Source organism: Cytobacillus oceanisediminis (assembly GCF_003182355.1).
Taxonomy (GTDB): Bacteria; Bacillota; Bacilli; order Bacillales; family Cytobacillaceae; genus Cytobacillus; species Cytobacillus oceanisediminis_A.
On record NZ_QGTW01000001.1, the window covers coordinates 789726 to 808479 of the forward strand.

16 protein-coding genes and 3 pseudogenes are annotated in these 18754 nt (G+C 40.8%); 1 reads left to right on the forward strand and 18 read right to left on the reverse strand.

The window, feature by feature from the left end; all coding sequences use genetic code 11:
• Positions 1–188 precede the first annotated feature (188 nt).
• The 7 genes and pseudogenes from DFO73_RS03785 to DFO73_RS03815 form a co-directional block, all read right to left on the reverse strand.
• Positions 189–1379: an aminotransferase-like domain-containing protein gene (locus tag DFO73_RS03785; protein WP_110063414.1), complete on the reverse strand. Its 1191-nt coding sequence runs from the start codon at positions 1377–1379 to the stop codon at positions 189–191.
• 609 nt (positions 1380–1988) lie between these two features.
• On the reverse strand, positions 1989–3602 hold the full coding sequence (locus DFO73_RS03790) for a M20/M25/M40 family metallo-hydrolase (protein ID WP_110063415.1): 1614 nt from the start codon (positions 3600–3602) through the stop codon (positions 1989–1991).
• Positions 3599–4770 (reverse strand): annotated as a pseudogene (locus DFO73_RS03795) (aminotransferase class I/II-fold pyridoxal phosphate-dependent enzyme). Before DFO73_RS03795 ends, DFO73_RS03790 begins: the two are co-directional and overlap by 4 nt.
• Positions 4771–4797: 27 nt before the next feature.
• The gene (locus tag DFO73_RS03800) at positions 4798–6081 is read right to left on the reverse strand and encodes a TRAP transporter large permease (protein ID WP_110063416.1); all 1284 of its coding nucleotides are present in this window, start codon (positions 6079–6081) and stop codon (positions 4798–4800) included.
• Positions 6078–6566, reverse strand: a complete 489-nt coding sequence (locus DFO73_RS03805; protein ID WP_110063557.1) for a TRAP transporter small permease — start codon at positions 6564–6566, stop codon at positions 6078–6080. The genes DFO73_RS03800 and DFO73_RS03805 overlap by 4 nt, the downstream gene beginning before the upstream one ends.
• Positions 6567–6648: 82 nt before the next feature.
• Positions 6649–7674, reverse strand: a complete 1026-nt coding sequence (locus DFO73_RS03810; protein WP_110063417.1) for a TRAP transporter substrate-binding protein — start codon at positions 7672–7674, stop codon at positions 6649–6651.
• Positions 7674–8339 (reverse strand): GntR family transcriptional regulator, encoded by a 666-nt coding sequence (locus DFO73_RS03815; protein WP_110063418.1) that lies wholly within the window; start codon positions 8337–8339, stop codon positions 7674–7676. Before DFO73_RS03815 ends, DFO73_RS03810 begins: the two co-directional genes overlap by 1 nt.
• Before the next feature lie 117 nt (positions 8340–8456).
• Between DFO73_RS03815 and DFO73_RS03820 the strand changes: the two genes are divergently transcribed.
• Positions 8457–9827 (forward strand): FAD-binding oxidoreductase, encoded by a 1371-nt coding sequence (locus tag DFO73_RS03820; protein WP_110063419.1) that lies wholly within the window; start codon positions 8457–8459, stop codon positions 9825–9827.
• Positions 9828–10316: 489 nt separating this feature from the next.
• Here the strand turns inward: DFO73_RS03820 and DFO73_RS03825 are convergent, their stop codons facing one another.
• The 11 genes and pseudogenes from DFO73_RS03825 to phnC form a co-directional block, all read right to left on the reverse strand.
• On the reverse strand, positions 10317–10835 hold the full coding sequence (locus DFO73_RS03825) for a DinB family protein (protein ID WP_110063420.1): 519 nt from the start codon (positions 10833–10835) through the stop codon (positions 10317–10319).
• A gap of 324 nt (positions 10836–11159) precedes the next feature.
• Positions 11160–11369, reverse strand: a complete 210-nt coding sequence (locus DFO73_RS03830) for a hypothetical protein (protein ID WP_110063421.1) — start codon at positions 11367–11369, stop codon at positions 11160–11162.
• A 4-nt stretch (positions 11370–11373) separates the two neighbouring features.
• Complete coding sequence (locus DFO73_RS03835) at positions 11374–11544, reverse strand: TetR/AcrR family transcriptional regulator (RefSeq protein WP_110063422.1); 171 nt, start codon at positions 11542–11544, stop codon at positions 11374–11376.
• Between the two features lie 345 nt (positions 11545–11889).
• A complete protein-coding gene (locus DFO73_RS03840) occupies positions 11890–12681 on the reverse strand; it encodes a DUF817 domain-containing protein (protein ID WP_110063423.1) in 792 nt (263 codons plus the stop codon).
• Between the two features lie 52 nt (positions 12682–12733).
• A pseudogene (locus DFO73_RS28440) lies at positions 12734–12814 on the reverse strand (helix-turn-helix domain-containing protein); the annotation flags it as partial.
• A 1-nt stretch (position 12815) separates the two neighbouring features.
• Positions 12816–12950: pseudogene (locus tag DFO73_RS03845) on the reverse strand (DUF2975 domain-containing protein); the annotation flags it as partial.
• A 481-nt stretch (positions 12951–13431) separates the two neighbouring features.
• Positions 13432–15153 carry a methyl-accepting chemotaxis protein gene (locus tag DFO73_RS03850; RefSeq protein WP_110063424.1) on the reverse strand — a complete coding sequence of 574 codons (1722 nt, stop codon included), beginning with the start codon at positions 15151–15153 and terminating at the stop codon, positions 13432–13434.
• A 317-nt stretch (positions 15154–15470) separates the two neighbouring features.
• The gene (locus tag DFO73_RS03855; RefSeq protein WP_110063425.1) at positions 15471–16157 is read right to left on the reverse strand and encodes a copper homeostasis protein CutC; all 687 of its coding nucleotides are present in this window, start codon (positions 16155–16157) and stop codon (positions 15471–15473) included.
• Positions 16158–16320: 163 nt separating this feature from the next.
• Positions 16321–17178, reverse strand: coding sequence for a PhnE/PtxC family ABC transporter permease (locus DFO73_RS03860; RefSeq protein WP_110063426.1), 858 nt, complete (start codon positions 17176–17178; stop codon positions 16321–16323).
• A complete protein-coding gene (locus DFO73_RS03865) occupies positions 17178–17963 on the reverse strand; it encodes a PhnE/PtxC family ABC transporter permease (protein ID WP_110063427.1) in 786 nt (261 codons plus the stop codon). The genes DFO73_RS03860 and DFO73_RS03865 overlap by 1 nt, the downstream gene beginning before the upstream one ends.
• Positions 17953–18741: a phosphonate ABC transporter ATP-binding protein gene (gene phnC / locus DFO73_RS03870; protein ID WP_110063428.1), complete on the reverse strand. Its 789-nt coding sequence runs from the start codon at positions 18739–18741 to the stop codon at positions 17953–17955. Before phnC ends, DFO73_RS03865 begins: the two co-directional genes overlap by 11 nt.
• Between the last annotated feature and the right edge of the window lie 13 nt (positions 18742–18754).

The window sequence follows — 18754 nt, forward strand, 5'->3', positions numbered from 1 at the left end:
CAATTTAAAAATATGATGCAGCAATTATTATTTTAAATATTTTCGTGTTAATATCCTCAACCGCAGTTTCGAAACGCTCCAACTATTCGATATTATCCATATTCTCTGCGATAGTAGTTATGTTGTCTTGATGCTCGAACATCACCACACGTATCATAACCAACTTAAATAATATAGATATATTTATTTCAAAGACTAGCTTCTACCACTCTCCCCAGCCTTTGAATTCCCTTTGCTATTTCCTTTTCATCCTCATAACTGAACGAAAGGCGCAGAAACTCGGTTCCATCTGTTTGGTCCAGGAAAAAGTATTTACCCGGGATATAGGATACTCCCTCCGACAGCGCCTCTGTCAGCATTTTCGATGTGTCGACTCCGGGAATTTTAATCCATACGAAGTAACCGCCTTTTGGTATATACCAGGAAACCGATTTTGGAAGGTACAGTTCCAGTGCCGAGAGTAGTACGGCACATTTGGCCCGGTATGTGTCTCTCAAGGTTAGGAGCTTTTCCTCAAAATCGATGTTTGCTATGAATGTAGCCATAGTGGCTTGAGCAAATGGATGGTCCAGATCTTTTTTAAACCAGGCGGATGCATGAATGATTTCACTTGCTCCTACTATCCATCCAATGCGCATTCCTGGTGCTACAACCTTGGATAATGAACCAACATGCAGAACTCTGGACTTTTTATCCATTCCTTTCAGTGTTGATGGATTCTTATCAAATGATAATTCCCCGTATGCATCATCCTCCACAATGAAGAAATTATAGCTGTCGGCTAACTCCAATACATGCTGTCTGCGCTCTATTGTCATTGTCGTCCCTGTAGGATTATGATAGGTTGGAATGGTATATAGAAAACGTGGCTGGGCTAGCCCCTTTCGTTTCCTTTCCACTAAAACCTCTTCCAATACATCAGTTTGGAGTCCATTTTCATCTACCGGAATACTGATAATAGATTTGGTATAGTTTTGAAAAATTTCTAAAGCTTCCATATAAGTGGGAGACTCTATCGCCACAATTGTCTCCTGATCAAGGAAAATGCGGGCAATTAAGTCGATCGCCTGGCAGGCGCCGGAGGTTATCAACAGTTCTTTTCCTGAAACAGAAATACCTCGCTTTTCCAACCTTTCTTCAACCTGTTTCTTCAGCTTTGCAATACTCGGACTTCCAAGATAATGGAGCGGTAAATCCCGCTCTACATCCAATAGACTGACAACCGCTTCCTTTAGCTCCTCATCTGGAATAAGAGCAGGTGCCGGATACCCGGAATGCAGACGAATGCAATCATTCGGAAGCTTGGGAATCCACTCGCCAGGTGAATTATTCTTAAGTGCGGCTTTGATGTTTTCAGGAAAAAAAGTTGCAGCATTCACTTCTATCCATCACCTTTCCATTACATTGTGTTAGTTACTACCATTGATTGTAAACCTTCTTGTCTGATATCCTCCAACAATTCCTCTTAAAATTCAGGAAATATTAAAGGAGTCCCCAACATTGAAGATTCCCGTTCTGTATTTTTTTTAAATGTTGCTTTGTTCCATATGAAAGCCTTTATCCCATCTGACTTATCCCGCAAAACAGCCTAAAAAAATAGATGCCTGTGATTACTGCCATGTCCTATCAATACAGCAACACTCGAGTTATGCGATACTCATTCCATATATGGGCATGGTGGTTTGTTAAAGGTAAAACGATGAACGCTTATTACAAAAGGCAAAGAGCCTATCATCCCCACCTCTATATGTAAAGCAGTGCTTTTAAGTTTATACGAAGTGGTTGCTGAGTTAACTTTTTTGAATTTCGAGCATACCTAATCGGCTCTTCATTTGAAACATAAAAGACGTTACTTTTAATGTTAGTAACGTCTCTGTAACTAACAAGATTAATCATATGCAGATCAAAATGTAAGGCTTTACCTTGATAAGGTGTAAGCTAACTCTTTACCTTGCAGCTCTTGAAAAATGGAAGTAATTATAAACTTATCAAGATTGATGCTCCAAAATCAAATGCTCCAGAATCTTAGGAAGCTGTTCAAAGGCAAATGGTACATGCAGCCGCTCTGTTTTTTGATGAGCATCTCTTCCTATCGGCCCAACATTGATAACCGGTGCTTTGAATTGGGACATTTCATCAAAAGGAATGGAATACAGCTCCTGTCCTCCTGGAAGGTTTGAATTATACATTTCCATTTCAGATAAGTCTCCCTGTAATCCCGCATAGCTTAAATCTGAGATCCCGTTAAAATAGTCAACTGCATGGAGCTCCTTGTCAAACTCTTCCTTTGTAAAGCGAACGAGAGTGTGTGACAGAGACTGGATATCCTTATGTTTTGCCGTATTAATGGCCGGATAGTATGGCGGTGCATAGAACAAGACGATCATTGGCCCTAGTTCCTGGCATAGCATGGATATTTGGTCTGCAATTTGAATTGTTTGTTCACGAATGTCGCCTTGTGTGTCTCTGGCAATGGACCGTTCCAGAATGGTGATGTAATCTTCACTTGTCTTCTTAACAGCAAAGTCCCTTAATTGCTCATAGAAGAATATGCGGATATCTGGAACTTCATTAATTTCCAGGTTAAATGAACGGTACCTTTCTACAATAAAATTTTCCATTTTCTCCGCTGCGATTTCAGCTGCCCGCTTCATTTCCTCCATCACATCAGCAGGAGTTTTCTTCATTAATAATAGATTATACAAGCTGACAGAACGGTGTGGAATTTGGGTAGAATACTCTTTTTTCAAGTCTTTTTGAAGCAGGAGAGTCGGCGGCGGACTGATCTTTCCATTCACAGTTTCACAAAACATTTTATTCCATTCAATTTCCTGTGTTAGAACGGATGACATCCACCCGGCATTGATACCGGAGAACGGCTCGCCCACATGTGTTTCCCGGCCAAAGCAAAGTGCTCCGGGCATAATTTTCCCGATTGATCCCGTGTAAAAATAGTATTTCTCATCTTGAGGAACCTGGGAAAACATCGGCTCTGAATTGAGGAAAAGAGTGTAAGTTAAATCATTTTCTTTCGCAATATCCAGAAGCTTCGGAATCACTTCCCGCATTCCCCTTGAATTCACCTCTTCATCAGGAACAGTCAGCAAAAGCAGATTGATTTTCCATTCTTCACTAGAAGCCTTCTCGATGAGCGACATATGCTGAACAAGCCCGCATTTCATATCCATCGTCCCTCTTCCAAACAGCCATTCCCCTGATTCAAGATCTACCCTTACATCAGCAGGAAGACGGTCAGTACGTTCCTTCAGTGCCCTGGTTAACTCTTCTGGATAAAAGGCAAGATGCTTTAATTCACCATAATCATCGATATCTACGACATCAAAGTGGCTGATCATTACAACCGTTTTCTCAGCCTCGTCATGCCTATACAGGGCAGTCAGAACAAACCTGCCATCCGCCATCGGATGATTAATAATTTGTGAGGGATGTTTTTTAAAATAAGGAATATCCCTTAACAGCTGCTCCACCCTTAGCGGAAAATGCTTTTCCCCTTCAGATAATGTAACACTTGGGATAGATACCAGATCGCATAAAGTGGACTTTAGTTGCTCTGGTGACTGAAATGAATATTTATGTTTCATACAAAAGACTCCTTTGCCTTGTAATGATGAATAAAACGTTCTAGCCTGTTTAATCCTTCCTTGAGGATTTCCATGAAGTAAGCGTAAGAAATTCGTATATAGCCTTCCCCGTATGGTGTAAAGGCACTGCCGGGAACAACGACCACCCCTCCTTCGCGGAGGAGCCTGGTTGCAAAGATGTGCGAATCTGAGAAACCATCAGGTATCTTCGGGAAAATATAGAAGCTTCCTTGGGGCTATTCCGTCTCCATCCCCATCCTATGAAGCCTTTCATATACATAGTCCCGCCTTTTTACATAAGTCTCATTCATCAACTCGAGATCATTGCCTCCAAGTTTCAGCGCCTGGATGGCTGCATACTGGCTCGTAATAGAGGCACAAATCACATTATACAAATGCACTTTTACCATCTGCTCTTTTATTGATGCAGGTGCAAGTGTATAGCCAATCCTCCAGCCAGTCATGGAATGGGACTTGGAGAGCCCATTAATCAAAATGGTTCTTTCTCTCATACCATCTAGTGCGGCAAAAGAAACATGCCGGCTCCCGAATGTATTTTCGCTGTATATTTCATCAGAAATAACATATAAGTCCTGTGCCTTTAGCCATTCTGCTAGAGTTTCCATCTCCTCTTTTGTAGTATAACTCCGGTTGGATTGGATGGATAGTGAAATAAAACCGCTTTCGTTTTATTGGTAACGACTGCTTCAATAATTCAAGGTCCGTTTTAAATACATTTGCAGAGGTATCCACCGAGACAGGCCTCGGTCCGCACAGCACAATCAATGGAATATAGCCGGGATAGGCAGGAGCAAACACAACTACTTCATCCTCTTCCTCCAAAATGGTGCGGAAGTCGGCATCCAATGCTTCACTGGCGTCAATAGTAATGATGATTTCGTCCTCTGCCCGGTAGGAAAGGCCATACTTCTCTTCAAAGAAAGATTGCACTTCTTTTCTCAGGCTTAGCATCCCTCATTATGAGAGTAACTTGTATAATCCGCATAAAGGGACGATATAGCCGCTTCTTTAATATGTGCTGGTGTGGAAAGTCCGGCTGTCCTATAGTAAGGTTCACCGTATCCGGAAAATGGACCAGCTGATTGGAAAATTTTCTTATTCCTGGGGTTTCAAGACCCAGAACACGTGCGTTCAGTGACAGTGCCATGTTCATCAACCTTTCATCAGCATGCTATTACTGTAAAAACTCCGGCAGCCATATAGACAATGCAGGGACATAGGTAATCACTAGCAAAGAAATAATCATCGAAAATAAGAACGGCAGGATGGCCATCGAGATCTTTTCAATCTTCACACCGCTCACACTCGAAGCGACAAATAAATTAACACCGAGTGGCGGAGTGATAAAGCCGATTGCCAGGTTTGCCACCAGGATGACGCCAAAATGAATCGGATCTACACCAACTGCAGTCACAATCGGCAAAAGAATTGGTGTTAAGACAACCAAAGCAGAAATCGTATCAATAAACATCCCAACGATTAGCAGGAGCAAATTAATTACAAGCAGGATCACGAATGGGTTAGTTGATAGATTCGTAATAAAATCTGCAATGCTTGCAGGGATTTGCTCAAGAGTCATAATATAAGCGAATGATATAGACAGACCGATAATGATCATTGTTGTAGCATTAATGACGACAGCTTCCCTGAAACTGTCGTATAAATCTTTCATAGTTAATTCTTTATGAACAAACACACCGATAATAATGGCATAGACAACGGCAACTACCGCGGCTTCGGTTGGTGAGAAGATACCTCCATAAATTCCGCCGAGGATGATAACCGGTATGAGCAATGCCCATTTTGCATCATATAATGATTTTAATAGTTCTTTTGTAGAATAATTGACTCTCTTTTCAGGCTTGTAGTCACGCTTTTTAGATATGAGAAACGAGACAATCATCAAGCCCGCCCCAAGAATGATTCCCGGAAGAATCCCCGCCAGGAACATGCTACCAACAGATACTCCCCCAATAACACCATAGAGGACAAAAGGAATACTTGGCGGAATAATGACACCAATTGAACCGGAAGCAGCAGCCACTGCAGCAGAAAACCCTTCTCCATAGTTTTTTTCCCGCATGGAAGGAATCATGAAGGAACCAATCGCTGCCACAGTCGCAGGACCGGAACCAGAAATGGCAGCAAAGAACATGCATGAGACAACGGTCACTAAGGCGAGTCCGCCAATCATCCACCCAACAAGTATCGTGGCGAGGTTTAACAGCCGTTTGGAAACTCCGCCTTTCCCCATTAGTATTCCTGCAAGCATAAAGAACGGAATGGCCAATAACGGGAAGGAATCTAGTGAGGTAAAGGCTTTCTGAGTCATAATCGTCAGCGGCAAAGTGGTTGTAAAATAAATCGTCAAAAGTGCAGAAGCACCCAATGCGATGGCAATTGGAACACCGATTAATAAGAAGACGAATAGTGAAATAAACAGAATGGCAACTGTCAAACTGCTTCTCCTCCTTCACTTCTGACAGGCGTTTTCCAGATAAACCAAAGCTGCTGAAGAAGGCGAATTGACATTCCAGCACCACCCAAAGGAATAGCCAGGAATGGAATCCACATCGGCAGCTGCATCGCTGGGGTCGTTTGTCCATTCTTCAAGCTACTCAAGACGAGCTGTGTGCCCAATACAGCAAGGAATAAGGCGAGAATAAACCATACGAGAATCGATAGGGTATCAAACACTTTTCTAATAGAATCCGAGAATAAATTTCTAAACGCCTCTACGCGAATATGCGCACGGAGCCTGACCGCATAACTGGCTCCAATCCAAACCTGCCAAATATGTATATAACGGGCAAGCTCTTCTGTCCAGCTGGGCGCAGAATCAAATACATATCGTCCCACCACCTGGGCAAAAATGAGGATGACCATCGCAGCCAAAGTGAGAACCAGAAAAACTTCTTCAAGATATTTATCTAATCGTTTCATAGCATTCTCCTTGTTTTGGATGTTTAAGGAAAGCCCACCTAACTCCGTATCAAACGTAGTAAGCGGGCCTGTTATTGCCTGTTTAATTGTTTGCTTCAAGTGCCTGGTTTACCAGATCTTCACCAATTTCAGGGATATACTTGTCATATACAGATCTGGATGCTTCTCTGAAGGCATCCTTCTGTTCATCAGTCAGCTCATTAACCTGCATGCCGCCCTCTTTAAGTTTGTCCAAAAACTCTTTATCCTGCTTTTGAGCAATTTTACGCTGTTCATCCCGATATTCAAGTGAGGCCTCTGTAATTATTTCTTGCAAATCCTCCGGCAGGTTATTGTAGAAATCATTGTTCATCAATAGAATCGTAGCAGCATACACATGGCCACTCATAGTTAAATAGTCCTGCACCTCATAAAACTTGTTTGTGTAATAAAGGGAAATAGGACATTCCATAGCGTCATATGTTTTTTGCTGGAGAGCTGTATACAGCTCTCCAAAAGCAAATGGAGAAGCATTAGCCCCGAAAGATTTAAAAGTATCTGTATGGACAGGATTTTCCAGGGTACGGAACTTCATTCCCTTTAGATCCTCAGGACTTTCAATCGGTCCGTTGTTGTTTGACATATGTCTGAAACCATTTTCGGCAAACACCAGACCTTTCAGGTCATTATTCTCGAGATCCTTCAATAAGGTCTCTCCTAATTCCCCATCCAAAGCCTTATAAGCAGCTTCGTTGGAGTTAAACAGGAATGGAAGGTCAAACACCATGAATTTTTTGTTAAAAGAAGCAAGCGGGGCTACTGCAGGAATCGTCATCTCAACATTCCCAAGCTGAACGGCTTCAATCGCTTCACGGTCAGACCCGTAAAGAGACCCATTTGGGTAAAGCTGTACTTCGATTCTACCTTTTGACCGTTCCTCTACATTCTTCTTAAATGTCTCTGCGGCAATATGGCTGGATTGTTCTTCAGGAACCAGATGGGCAATACGGATCGTATATTTATCTCCGTTTTCTCCCCCGCCGGATTTACTATCTCCAGCAGTAGGCCTTCCGCAACCGCTGACGATTAAGACTGCAATAAGCATCGTGAACCATAACAACTTCTTCATTAAAATTCCCCCTCTTTTAAATAAGTTTGTATTCGCTTGCCAACCTGCTGGATGTGATATTCCATCTTTAATTTAGCTAATGAAATATCTCTATCTTTTAAAGCATTGACAATGGATTTATGCTCCTCAACAGCATCCTTCACACTAATGGGGAGAGTTTTTGATAATAATAGAAAAGCACGGTTAACCCCTTTGTTCACTTGTTTAATCATTTCTGCCAACGTTTTGTTTTTGTTCCTTTCTGCCAGCAGCAAATGAAAGGCCCAATCCAAATCATTAAATTCTTGATAATCCAGATCCTTAATGGTTCTTTCCTGCAACCCAATATTCTTTTCCAGGTCAGATATCAAAGCCTCATCAAGCGTATATTCAATCGTTTGAATATTGTACGCTTCAAGAACAGAACGAACTTCCAAATAATCGAGGGCCTCTGACGGCGAATAGGAAGCAACTGCCGCCCGCTTCCCCTTTTCCATGACAATTAAGCCATCCTGGGCAAGAAGCTGAAGGGCTTCCCTTAATGGTGTCCGGCTTATCCCTAAATCTCCTGCTACCTTTTCCTCAGGAAGCACATCACCTGGGGAAAGATCTCCGGAAATAATAGATTGTTTAATAATGTCATAGGCTTGTTCACCCAGTGAGCGTTCCTTTGCAATTTTTTTCATCTGATGCCTCCAAAATCTAACTGTATACTGTATACAGTTATAATAACCTCTGATAAAATAAATGTAAACAAATTTTTATAAAATTATAAATATTCAAAGAGTGGAGATGGATTTGCATTGTATAACGATCTTCTAAAGATTCTCGGTAAAGAAAAAGTAAGCAAAAGCGAAACTCAGCTATATCACCACAGTAAAGATGAATCCTTTCATCCTCACAGAGAACCCGATGTGGTCGTTTTCCCCTCCTGCACCAAAGATGTCCAGCTTGTCGTACAGTATGCCAATAAACATGCAATTCCACTTGTTCCGTATGGAGCAGGATCAGGACTTGAAGGCCAAGCTATTCCCATTCATAAAGGAATCAGCATAAACTTTGAGAAAATGAACCGAATTGTTTCTTTCCGGCCTGAGGATATGATGGTAACCGTTCAGCCCGGCATCACCCGTCTAAAACTGAATGAACAGCTAAACCGTCATGGTCTTTTCTTTTCGGTTGATCCGGGTGCAGATGCCACCATTGGTGGCATGGCTGCTACGAATGCGAGCGGGACAGCTGCTGTTAGATACGGAACGATGAGAGATCAAGTGTTAAAGCTTGAAATCGTTCTTCCTGACGGGAGGTTGATTCAAAGCGGAAGTCTTGCAAAGAAATCATCCTCTGGCTATCACCTAAACGGAATGTTTGTTGGGTCGGAAGGAACTCTGGGTATTTTTACTGAAATTACCCTAAAGCTTTCCGGCATTCCGGAACATATTCTTGCCGCGCGCTGTTCCTTCCCGGATATACGGGCATGCGCGCGTGCTGCAGAATCCATCCTCATGGCCGGCATTCCAGTTGCACGAATGGAGCTTGTTGATCAGGTCAGCATGCTTAAAGTGAATGAATACAGCAACACCTCTTACCCTGCTGCCCATTCACTCTTTTTCGAGTTCCACGGAAATCAAAGCGGTGTGGAGGAAGACTCCAAATTGGTTGAAATGATTGTGGCAGAAGCGGGAAGCAAGGATTGGGTTGCCGAAACCAAATCAAAGGACCGGGCTATGTTGTGGAAAGCACGACATGACTTAGCCTATGCTTTCCGCCATCAGAATCCCTTTTTGAAAGCCTGCGGAACCGATGTATGTGTTCCGATTTCAAAACTGGCTGAACTGATCGTCTTCGCAAGAGAAATCATTGACCGGGAGGGGATTGAGGGAGGCGTTCTCGGCCACATTGGGGATGGAAACTTTCATACCATTTTTCTTTATGATCCCGACAATCCTGTACAAATGAAAGCTATAGAAAAAATCGACGAACAAATCGTCAGACTTTCCCTTTCGTATGGAGGAACATGCACGGGAGAACATGGAGTGGGATTGGGAAAAATAAAATACCAGCAGGAAGAACACGGGGAAGCCTTAGAGCTTATGTATGGGATAAAGCAGCTGTTTGATCCGAAGAATATTATGAATCCTGGGAAGGTATTGCCTGTGAGGATGTTGAAGTGAGGGATTAATGATACCTGTATTTTAAACAGATATAACAAATCAGCATAGCCAAAAGCGGATGAAAAGGACGCATTTCATTAGAAATGCGTTATATTTTAGTTTTACATTAATTTGGGACTTAAGGTGGTAATGAACTCGAATTTATTCTAATTATGTAAGATTATTTTATGGTATTAAAATATTGAGACGAAATGTTAAATTTGAATTTTTACATCTGAAATATGAGTTCAATCCTATTCATTCTCCATTTGTAAACCCTCTGAAAAATTATGATAATCATTTAATTCGATAAAAATAGCCACTCTTCCTTTTATAGAAGAGTGGCTATTGACGTTTATCTTATTTAACTACCATTCCCGTTAGCACAAATAGAAAAAGCTGCCGAAACCACAGCCTGATCTTCAACTCTTTCACCCGATTGATGAAAACTTCTTATATTTTTTATTAAACCATTTAACGGATATTCAGATTCTATACCCTATAAATTAGTTATTCATCCTTAAAATTCCGGAGCATTTGGAATATCTGTCCCCTATGATGTGATTCGTGTTCAATTAGATGATAGATTACCCATTCTGGTGTTACATCGTAATATTCCAGACTTCTTGAGCGACGCCAATCATCTAAATTCATAAAACGAAAATGATAAAGCAATTCCTTTCTTACAGCCTTCAGACGATGTAAATGTTCATTTATGCTCTGTCCCTGAATATGTGTTAAAGTGTTATCCACATTGCGGTCTTGTTCAGGGAATAATGATCTGATATCGGGATTCCATTTCCCTTCAAGGACCTCTTCGTAAACCCAATCCGCCTCAATAAAAGCGATATGATATAACAATTGCCCAATGGAGTGTCCGCCATTTAACCGCTTATCCAGAACTTCCTGGCTTAATCCTGTTATTCTTTTTAAAATCGTTCTTCTGACATCTTCTAAACACCAGACCCATCTGCCAATTTCAGGTTGATATCCCGGCAGCGCTTCTACTGCTAAACGATTTTTCTTCATCTTTAGCCATCCCCCTGCTTATTAGGGATCACGCAGTTTATAGGGGTTATCATCATGCGTTACCCTTTAATCAAAAAGCACCCCATTAAGCATAAATCCATTTTTCATAACAACAACGCCTCCTTAACTGTTAGATAATTTTAATTATAACAGGAATTACGAATTGTCGTATTTTTACTTTAAGATAATGGCTGGATTGTTGTACACGAGCCACTTTTCAACTAAGTTGCCCCTTTAGTGAAATCCACATTTATACTCCCTAAAAATAAAAAAGAGCCAACTTCTCTTTATAGAAATCGGCACCTTCATTTATTCGCTATACGTTTAGCGTGACGCTTTTGGCGGTTGGCACACGTCACATTTACGCTGGTTATTATTCTTAAATTTCGTAAATGTTTTTTCAAAGTTGCTGCCACATGCACATTTAAATAGTAATTTTTGAGAAAAACCTTTATATTCCGTCGTTAGCAGCCTGCTTTCCGAATTGTTCTCAACAAATTCTTTAATTTTACCAATCGTCCATCTTTTATTCATTCTCTTACACCTCTTTATCCTTAAAATGATAATAAAAAGCAGAACGATTAATATTTGCTTCCTCTGTTATACCTGCAATTGATATTTCTTTAAAATTCCTTCGTTTTGCTATTGTAGAAAATGGGTCAATAATAGACTGTCTAGTACAGTGTATACCCGGATCTTTTTTCCTCATTCTTTCTCCTATTCCAACGAAACAAAGTTTAGCTGTGTTTGTTTTATTAATTTGTTAATAATAACATTATATACTTTTTCAACAATCGTTGGAATTATTCAGCTAACCCGCATTGTTCGTTAAACAAGGAAAGCGATCCTTCCTTATTAAAGAATCGCCCCCTTAAGTTTAAGTTATGCCTTCCTGCAATATTATTAAAAGCTATTGATAAAGAAAAAAAGCAACAATTCGAACGTTGCTTTTTCCAATTTATCTTATGCGGAATTTTGTAAGCTAAGAGAACTTCAACCAAAAAAGTAGAATTCAGCTAAGGAATGGCACTTTTATAAAGAGGATTCATAACAGTTATAAAAACTGACTAGCGTCTATCCTAGTGGAATTTTTCCCCTTAACCTGCTTTAACGTCGCTACTATAAGAAAGCTAACAATCACCAATAATAGCCATGAACTCACCTTTCCTAGATGAACGAGACTCCATGCATCGGTTTGGTTTGGATACTCCCAAGCTCCAAAGAACGTTGCGATATTTTCAGCTATCCATATAAAAAATCCGATGAGCACAAAAGAAATTGCGAGTGGCATACGGTAACGAGTTCCATCAACCTCGTATGTGACCCATGATTGCCAAAAGACGATCATTACAAGTCCAGATAACCACCAGCGAACATCAATCCAATAATGATGGGTAAAAAAATTCAAATAAATCGCAGCTGCAAGAGGTACAACTACCAAAAACGGCGGCCACTGAACCAGTTCAACCTTTAACCGCCTCCACGCCTGGCAAAGATAACTCGCTACACTTGCGTACATGAATCCGCTATACAAAGGCACTCCAAAAACTTTGAAATAGCCTTCCTCTGGATAAGACCAGGAGCCCATATGTACCTTGAAAAGTTCAAGAGCAAGTCCAATAAGGTGGAACAATGTGATAACCTTTAGTTCATCCCGCGTTTCAAGCCCGGAATGCACCATCCACCACTGCATCAGAAGACAGATGATGAGCAGCCAGTCATAACGCGGCAGGAAGGGAAGCGTCATGAATTGTGTAAAAGCCAATGAGGCAAAAATAGCGACAGGAAACAAACAGGATAGAGCCTGCTCCCAACCAAAACGAACGAGTTGTTTTAGTGCTCTCATAATTTGCGCCTCCATTTTTGAATGGTTAAATTCATGAGTAACTCCCCTTTTGTTAAATAATGAATTTATCTTGTGTGTCTTCATCACTTCGGTATTCTAAAATATCTCCGGGTTGACATTCTAAAGCCTTACATTATATAAGCAATATTTGGAAACAATTCTGCTGCAAAATTTGCTATCTCAGGCACCAAAAAAATGCACAAAGCAAGAATCGGAATTCCGATAAGAATACCAGCTATCTTTAAAAAGAGCGTTGACTCTTGTTTCATTAAAAGTACCTCACTTATTTATTGTAAATTTGATTTTAATACATATTTTATCGTTTTACAATAAATAATTACTGATTTTATTTATATTTTTATTGATATATAAATATCCCTTTGATGGTTCATTATTCACCACTGCTCTTGTTTTATGGTATTTAATAAAAACTAAACTTTATTAATACTCTTCTTTCACTAATGCTTCGTTAAATTAAGGACAATTCTTTACACCTTCTTCTAAACTTTAACGTATATATAGCCAATTTCCTTTAAAACTTTTGTTCAAGAAAATGGCCCGATTGTTGAAAGATAATCAGACTGCACTCTATAGCTATCTATCCAGTTAGTAAAATTAGAATACCGGATGCTATAACGATTCCAATAAAAAAGCTGCCAATCTGGCAGCCTGGATTAACTTTTATTAATGCTTTTAAGAGATCAAAGAATTGTGGTATTCAATCCATAATCTCTCGGGTTGTTTCCTCCCCTAAGCCTTATACTGCCTCGTCATTTCAGACAGTGAGTTAGCTAGTAAATTTAACTTGATTCCTATCTCGCTTGTATTTTCCATTTGTTTCGATTGAATAACACTGGAAGCAAGCATTTCTTCCGCACTGGCCAATGTTTCCTGGGATACTGAAGAAAATTGCTCTGCACCTTGCTCCAGATGAGGCAGCAATTGCTCCAGGTTTTCCAGCTCAGACTGCATGGATAGGAGCTTCTCGCTAACAACTGAAATCTCATTCATTAGCTCATCAAAAGAATTTTTCGACTCACTTGCTATTACTAGATTGCCCTTTATTTTCATATGGATTTGATTAAACTCTTCCGAAGCATCTACCGTGATACTCTCCATATTTTTAATTGCATGAGTAATTTCCTCTGCAGCTGTTGCTGACTGCTCAGCCAGATTCCTGATTTCACCGGCTACAACAGCAAATCCTTTTCCGGCTTCCCCCGCACGAGCAGCCTCAATGGAAGCATTTAAAGATAGCAGCTTTGTTTGCTCTGCAATCCCTTTTACCAAACCTACAAGATTATTAATCGATCGTGAAAAATCTTTTACTTGGTGAATGGTGATGGTGAGTTTTTCAAAATCTGTGCCAAATGACTGAATGGCTGTAATCAGCTTGCCCATATTGCTCTCACCGCGTTTTGCAGACATATTCATAGTGGCAGAACTGCTATTAACACTGTCCATATTTAAAAACATCTCTTCAATCTTATACTTCATTTCTTTAAAGCTAATCACGCTATTTTCTGAACTTGCAGCAGTCTGCTCTGCTCCCACTTTTACAAGATTAATGGCCGACACCAGCTGCTGGCTGCTTGTAAGGGCGCTCAAGGAGGACTCTTCCAGTTCATTACCTGTATTCTCCAGCTCTTTTGTTGTCTCAGTAATCTCGCTCAGCATTTTCCTCATTTGTCCAATCATACTATTATAACTGTTATGCAAGGAGGTAATTTCGGGAATCGTTGTATGAATTTCGGAAGAACTTTGCAGATTGCCATCCCGGACTTCCTTCATCGTATTTCTTAACTGGTTAAGAGGCTTCGTTATTTTTCCCACAAATAGGCTAACAATGATAGTAGCAGCAATAAGGCTGACAGCAATGGCTACCATTATAAAATAACCAATAGCACTAACATCGCCCATATACGACTTTGTCGGTATTAAGAGCACATAAATCCCTGCTATTTCTTCCATCTCCTGAAATGCCACAGTGTACTCTGTTCCATCCATCTGTTCATGAATGACTCCATTCTTCATTTTTGTGATTTTATTTATTATATCCTCCGAAAAAGGTTCAGCGGAATTTTTGCTCACTTTGAAAGGAGTAATCTCCTTCTCAGAGATATAAAAAAAATCGGACGTAATCCCATCTGACTGAAGCTTTTTTTGCTGTGAACGAACACTTGCTTCAAGCTGCTGCATAAAGTAATTTTCATCACTTATGTAAACAAATTTTAAATTCTCTGCGATATAGCCCATTAATTCTGCTTCTCTCTCCAGCCGATTTGCTATTGTTTCCAATGCCATTTGTTTTGTTTTCAGGTATGAACTAGATCCTAATACTGCTATGGTGATCAGCAGTAAAGAGAAAAATAAAATATATAGCCTTGTACTCAGATTTAGTTTATGACTGAATTTGCTCCTATACTTTTTTATAGCGAGAAATCCGTTTAACCTTTTTTTATGCAAAATCATAACCTCCAACTTATCATACTAATGACCTATATTCGAAATTATACAGAGCAAATGTAAATTGGATGTAAAGATTTCATAAAGAGTTAATTTTTTCTAACCTAGAAGGACTTCATCAAATTATTTAACTTGTAATAGAGAGTAAAGAGCCGGTAGAAATTTTGAAGGGGTCGCTATCTTGTATTGGTCATATGCCACAAAGCTCAAAAGTCCTTAATATAAAAAGTAATGTGAACCAGCTCACACCACTTTTTATGTCTTTTATAAAGAAAGCACACGAAAACGGAACCCTATAAGCAAAGTTGGTGAAGCCTTTTTCTTTACAAATCTGCAATGTTTTTAATCGCCTGTATTTTTTCCGGACTAATTGCGTGCTCGTAGCTTGAATGATAGCGGACTCCCGAACCGAAATGAATTTCATTCACTGGAACTTTTTCTATAAACATTTTGATGTTATTAGCTGTAAGTCCTGCTCCAGCCATAATCTTCATAGGACTGTTTGCTGTAAGTTCATTTAACCGCTTTAGTCTTTCTGTCGCATGAATAGCACTCTTCTGTCCGCCTGATGTAAGAATCCTTGAAATCTGCGGATGCTGCTTAATGATTTTCAAGGCTGCAAATTGATCTTCTGCATCGTCAATAGCTCGATGGAAGGTAATCCCCAAACCTTTTGATGCATCAATCAATCGTTTTAGATGATCTGTATGCACTTGATAGTCAGACGTAAGAACACCGAAAACAACACCTGCCGCCCCTAACTTCCTGCAAACTTTAATATCTTGAATCATGATTTCAATATCCTCTTCAGAATAGCAAAAGCCGCGGCTATGAGGGCGGATCATTACGTTCACGGGAATCGTTAATTTCCTGCACACACTCTCAATGACACCATAACTTGGCGTTAAACCGCCCTCTCCCAGTCCTGTAACCAATTCAATTCTGTCCGCCCCGGCTTCCTGGGCAATTAAAGCATCACTAAGGGTATCAGAAATTACTTCTATGATCATTTAGAATGTCACCTGCTTTTTTAATAGTAGTTTTGATCATAACCTGCTTCGGCATCCCTGCTCAAAAGGAGGCACGTAGACATATTAAATAATAACTCACGAACAGTAAAGGCTCCTGCTATGTTTCAATAGCAGGAACCTTCTTTTAATTTAGACCATTTTGCTATGCCGCCTTCAATTTCCTCTTAATTCTTGTTGCGAGAATTTCGAGGAGAATAGCAACAGCAAGGATAAAGTAGGTAATCGCACCGATTTCCCTCATATCAAGATAAAAGCTGCTTGCCATGAACATATCATATCCGATTCCCCCTGCTCCTGCGGCAGCTCCCATGGCAACAGCTACCGCAAAGTTGATCTCAAAGCGCAGGAATGTCCAGGAGATCATGTAGGTGATGGAGGATGGAATGACTGCTTGGAAAACAATTTGCCACCAGTTGGCTCCGCTTGCCTGCAGCGCTTCGATGACTCCCCTATCCAGTTCTTCAAACGACTCGGAATAGGCCTTAATCAAGTAGCCAATGGAGTGAAAGGTCATGCCGATTACAGCTGCAGTACTTCCAAGGCCGGCAGCAACCGCAAAAATTAACACCCAAAGGACCGTTGGCACCGCTCTAATAAAAGCTACCATTCCCTTTATCATCATCGAAACCCGTTTTGAAGAAAGATTCTCTGCGGCCAGCAAACCAAAAAACACAGCGATGACCGCTCCAAACAAGGTAGTCAAAAAGGCAAGTCCCAGTGTTATTAAAACTTGATAAAGGGCATGGCCAAAGGAAAAATGCTCTAAATGGGGCTCAAGAAATATGACTTTCAGATTGGCGAATGTCGCCAGAAGCGCTTCTGTCAAATCCAATTCCTTATAATCAAAGCTGTAAAAAGCATATACTGTAAGCAAACCCAGGACCATAAGCGTCAGCCCTGCTACAATGGCCGCTTTATTTACAGGTTTGATCTTAATCCTTTCCCCAAGTAAATGTTCAGCAGGTGTAGATACGTTATTGAGCTGTCCTTTCACCTCCATTACAAAATCACCCTCCTAACATAATTGGATACATACTCAATGCCTAGTATGGCAGCGATGATCACAACCACGACCAAACTCGCAATATCATAATTCAGGCTTTTATAGTACAGGTTGAACGTAAAGCCAATTCCGGAGCCGGTCAGTAACCCAATTAAGGTCGCGCTCCGGATATTCGTTTCAATCATGAAGAGGACCCAACTGATTAATTGCGGAATGCATGAAGGAATGACCGATTGAAAGATGATGGAAAAGTAACCTGCTCCCGTGGCTTTTAAGGCTTCCACTGATCCCCCGCTTACCTCGTCAATTGTTTCCGTAAAGGCCCTTGTCAAAAATCCGAACGATCCAAAGAATAAAGCAAAATACCCTGTTAATGAGCTTTGCCCAAAGGAAAAAAGCAAAATCAGCGCCCATGCTGCAACATCGATATTCCTGAATACTGCGGCAATTCCTCTTGTGATGGCGCCAAAAAAGCCATTGACCCTCGTAGTATTGGAACCTAGAATGGCAAACAAAAGGGCGAAAACAGCAGCAACCGTCGTGGCTGCAATGGAAACAAGGAGTGTTTCCTGCAGCTTTTCAAGAATTGCTGGAAGCTTCTCCAGTGATTCAGCCGTTGGATAAAAGTTTGCAAGTCCCCATTGGACAGCCTTGGGGACAGATGTGAAACCTTTTACAGCATTGTATTCCGTTATAACCATGGCAAGAAATGTAACAACTCCAAGCAGGACAAGGAAGGCGAGCGTGTTTCGCTTCTTTTTTGCAAAGATATCAGCCTGCATGGATGCCTCCAAAGTCAAAGATTAACTCATCCGCTTCAGAACCATAAATGCGCTGAATGTCTTCAGAAGTCATTAGTTCTGCCGGTCCGTTATAAACGACCTGTCCACTGTTAATCCCGATGATTCGATCCGAATACTTGACTGCCACATCTACCTGATGAAGATTTACCATTACGGTAATGCCCATGGTCGTTGAAATCTTCTTCAAGTGGTCCATTATGACCTTGGCTGAATTTGGGTCCAGTGATGCAATCGGTTCATCGCATAAGAGCATCCTCGGATTTTGGATAAGGGCGCGGGCAATGCCTACGCGCTGCTTTTGCCCACCGCTTAATTGGTCTGCACGCTTATAGATCATTTCCTTCAACCCAAGCACGTTAAGAATCCTCACTGCCTGCTGTTTTTCCTCCTGGCTGTATAGCCCAAGCACTCCAGCTATTGTTGACTTTGTTCCCAAATTGCCGTGAAGGGTATTTTCAATAACAGATAAACGATTAACCAAATTGTAATGCTGAAAGATCATGCCGATTTTCGTTCGCACCTGTTTTAATTCTTTCTTCTTCAGGTTCAAAACACTTTTATCCTGAAAGCGAATTTCACCGCCGGTTGCATCGATCATCCGATTAATGCAGCGGAGAAGTGTGGACTTCCCCGCTCCCGATGGTCCGATAATCGAAACAAACTCTCCTTCTTGGACAGAAAAATTAACATCGGATAATGCTTTTGAATCCTTGCCGAATTGCTTTGTCAGGTGATTGACTTCCAATAAAGCTGCCATACGTTAACCCCTC

Excerpts from the sequence above, each read along its gene's own strand:
- DFO73_RS03805 (WP_110063557.1), bottom strand. The coding sequence starts at position 6,566 with ATGAAACGATTAGATAAATATCTTGAAGAAGTTTTTCTGGTTCTCACT.
- DFO73_RS03815 (WP_110063418.1), bottom strand. The coding sequence starts at position 8,339 with ATGAAAAAAATTGCAAAGGAACGCTCACTGGGTGAACAAGCCTATGAC.
- DFO73_RS03850 (WP_110063424.1), bottom strand. The coding sequence starts at position 15,153 with ATGATTTTGCATAAAAAAAGGTTAAACGGATTTCTCGCTATAAAAAAG.
- DFO73_RS03835 (WP_110063422.1), bottom strand. The coding sequence starts at position 11,544 with ATGAGGAAAAAAGATCCGGGTATACACTGTACTAGACAGTCTATTATT.
- DFO73_RS03830 (WP_110063421.1), bottom strand. The coding sequence starts at position 11,369 with ATGAATAAAAGATGGACGATTGGTAAAATTAAAGAATTTGTTGAGAAC.
- phnC (WP_110063428.1), bottom strand. The coding sequence starts at position 18,741 with ATGGCAGCTTTATTGGAAGTCAATCACCTGACAAAGCAATTCGGCAAG.
- DFO73_RS03860 (WP_110063426.1), bottom strand. The coding sequence starts at position 17,178 with ATGGAGGTGAAAGGACAGCTCAATAACGTATCTACACCTGCTGAACAT.
- DFO73_RS03810 (WP_110063417.1), bottom strand. The coding sequence starts at position 7,674 with ATGAAGAAGTTGTTATGGTTCACGATGCTTATTGCAGTCTTAATCGTC.
- DFO73_RS03840 (WP_110063423.1), bottom strand. The coding sequence starts at position 12,681 with ATGAGAGCACTAAAACAACTCGTTCGTTTTGGTTGGGAGCAGGCTCTA.
- DFO73_RS03855 (WP_110063425.1), bottom strand. The coding sequence starts at position 16,157 with ATGATCATAGAAGTAATTTCTGATACCCTTAGTGATGCTTTAATTGCC.
- DFO73_RS03865 (WP_110063427.1), bottom strand. The coding sequence starts at position 17,963 with ATGCAGGCTGATATCTTTGCAAAAAAGAAGCGAAACACGCTCGCCTTC.
- DFO73_RS03790 (WP_110063415.1), bottom strand. The coding sequence starts at position 3,602 with ATGAAACATAAATATTCATTTCAGTCACCAGAGCAACTAAAGTCCACT.
- DFO73_RS03825 (WP_110063420.1), bottom strand. The coding sequence starts at position 10,835 with ATGAAGAAAAATCGTTTAGCAGTAGAAGCGCTGCCGGGATATCAACCT.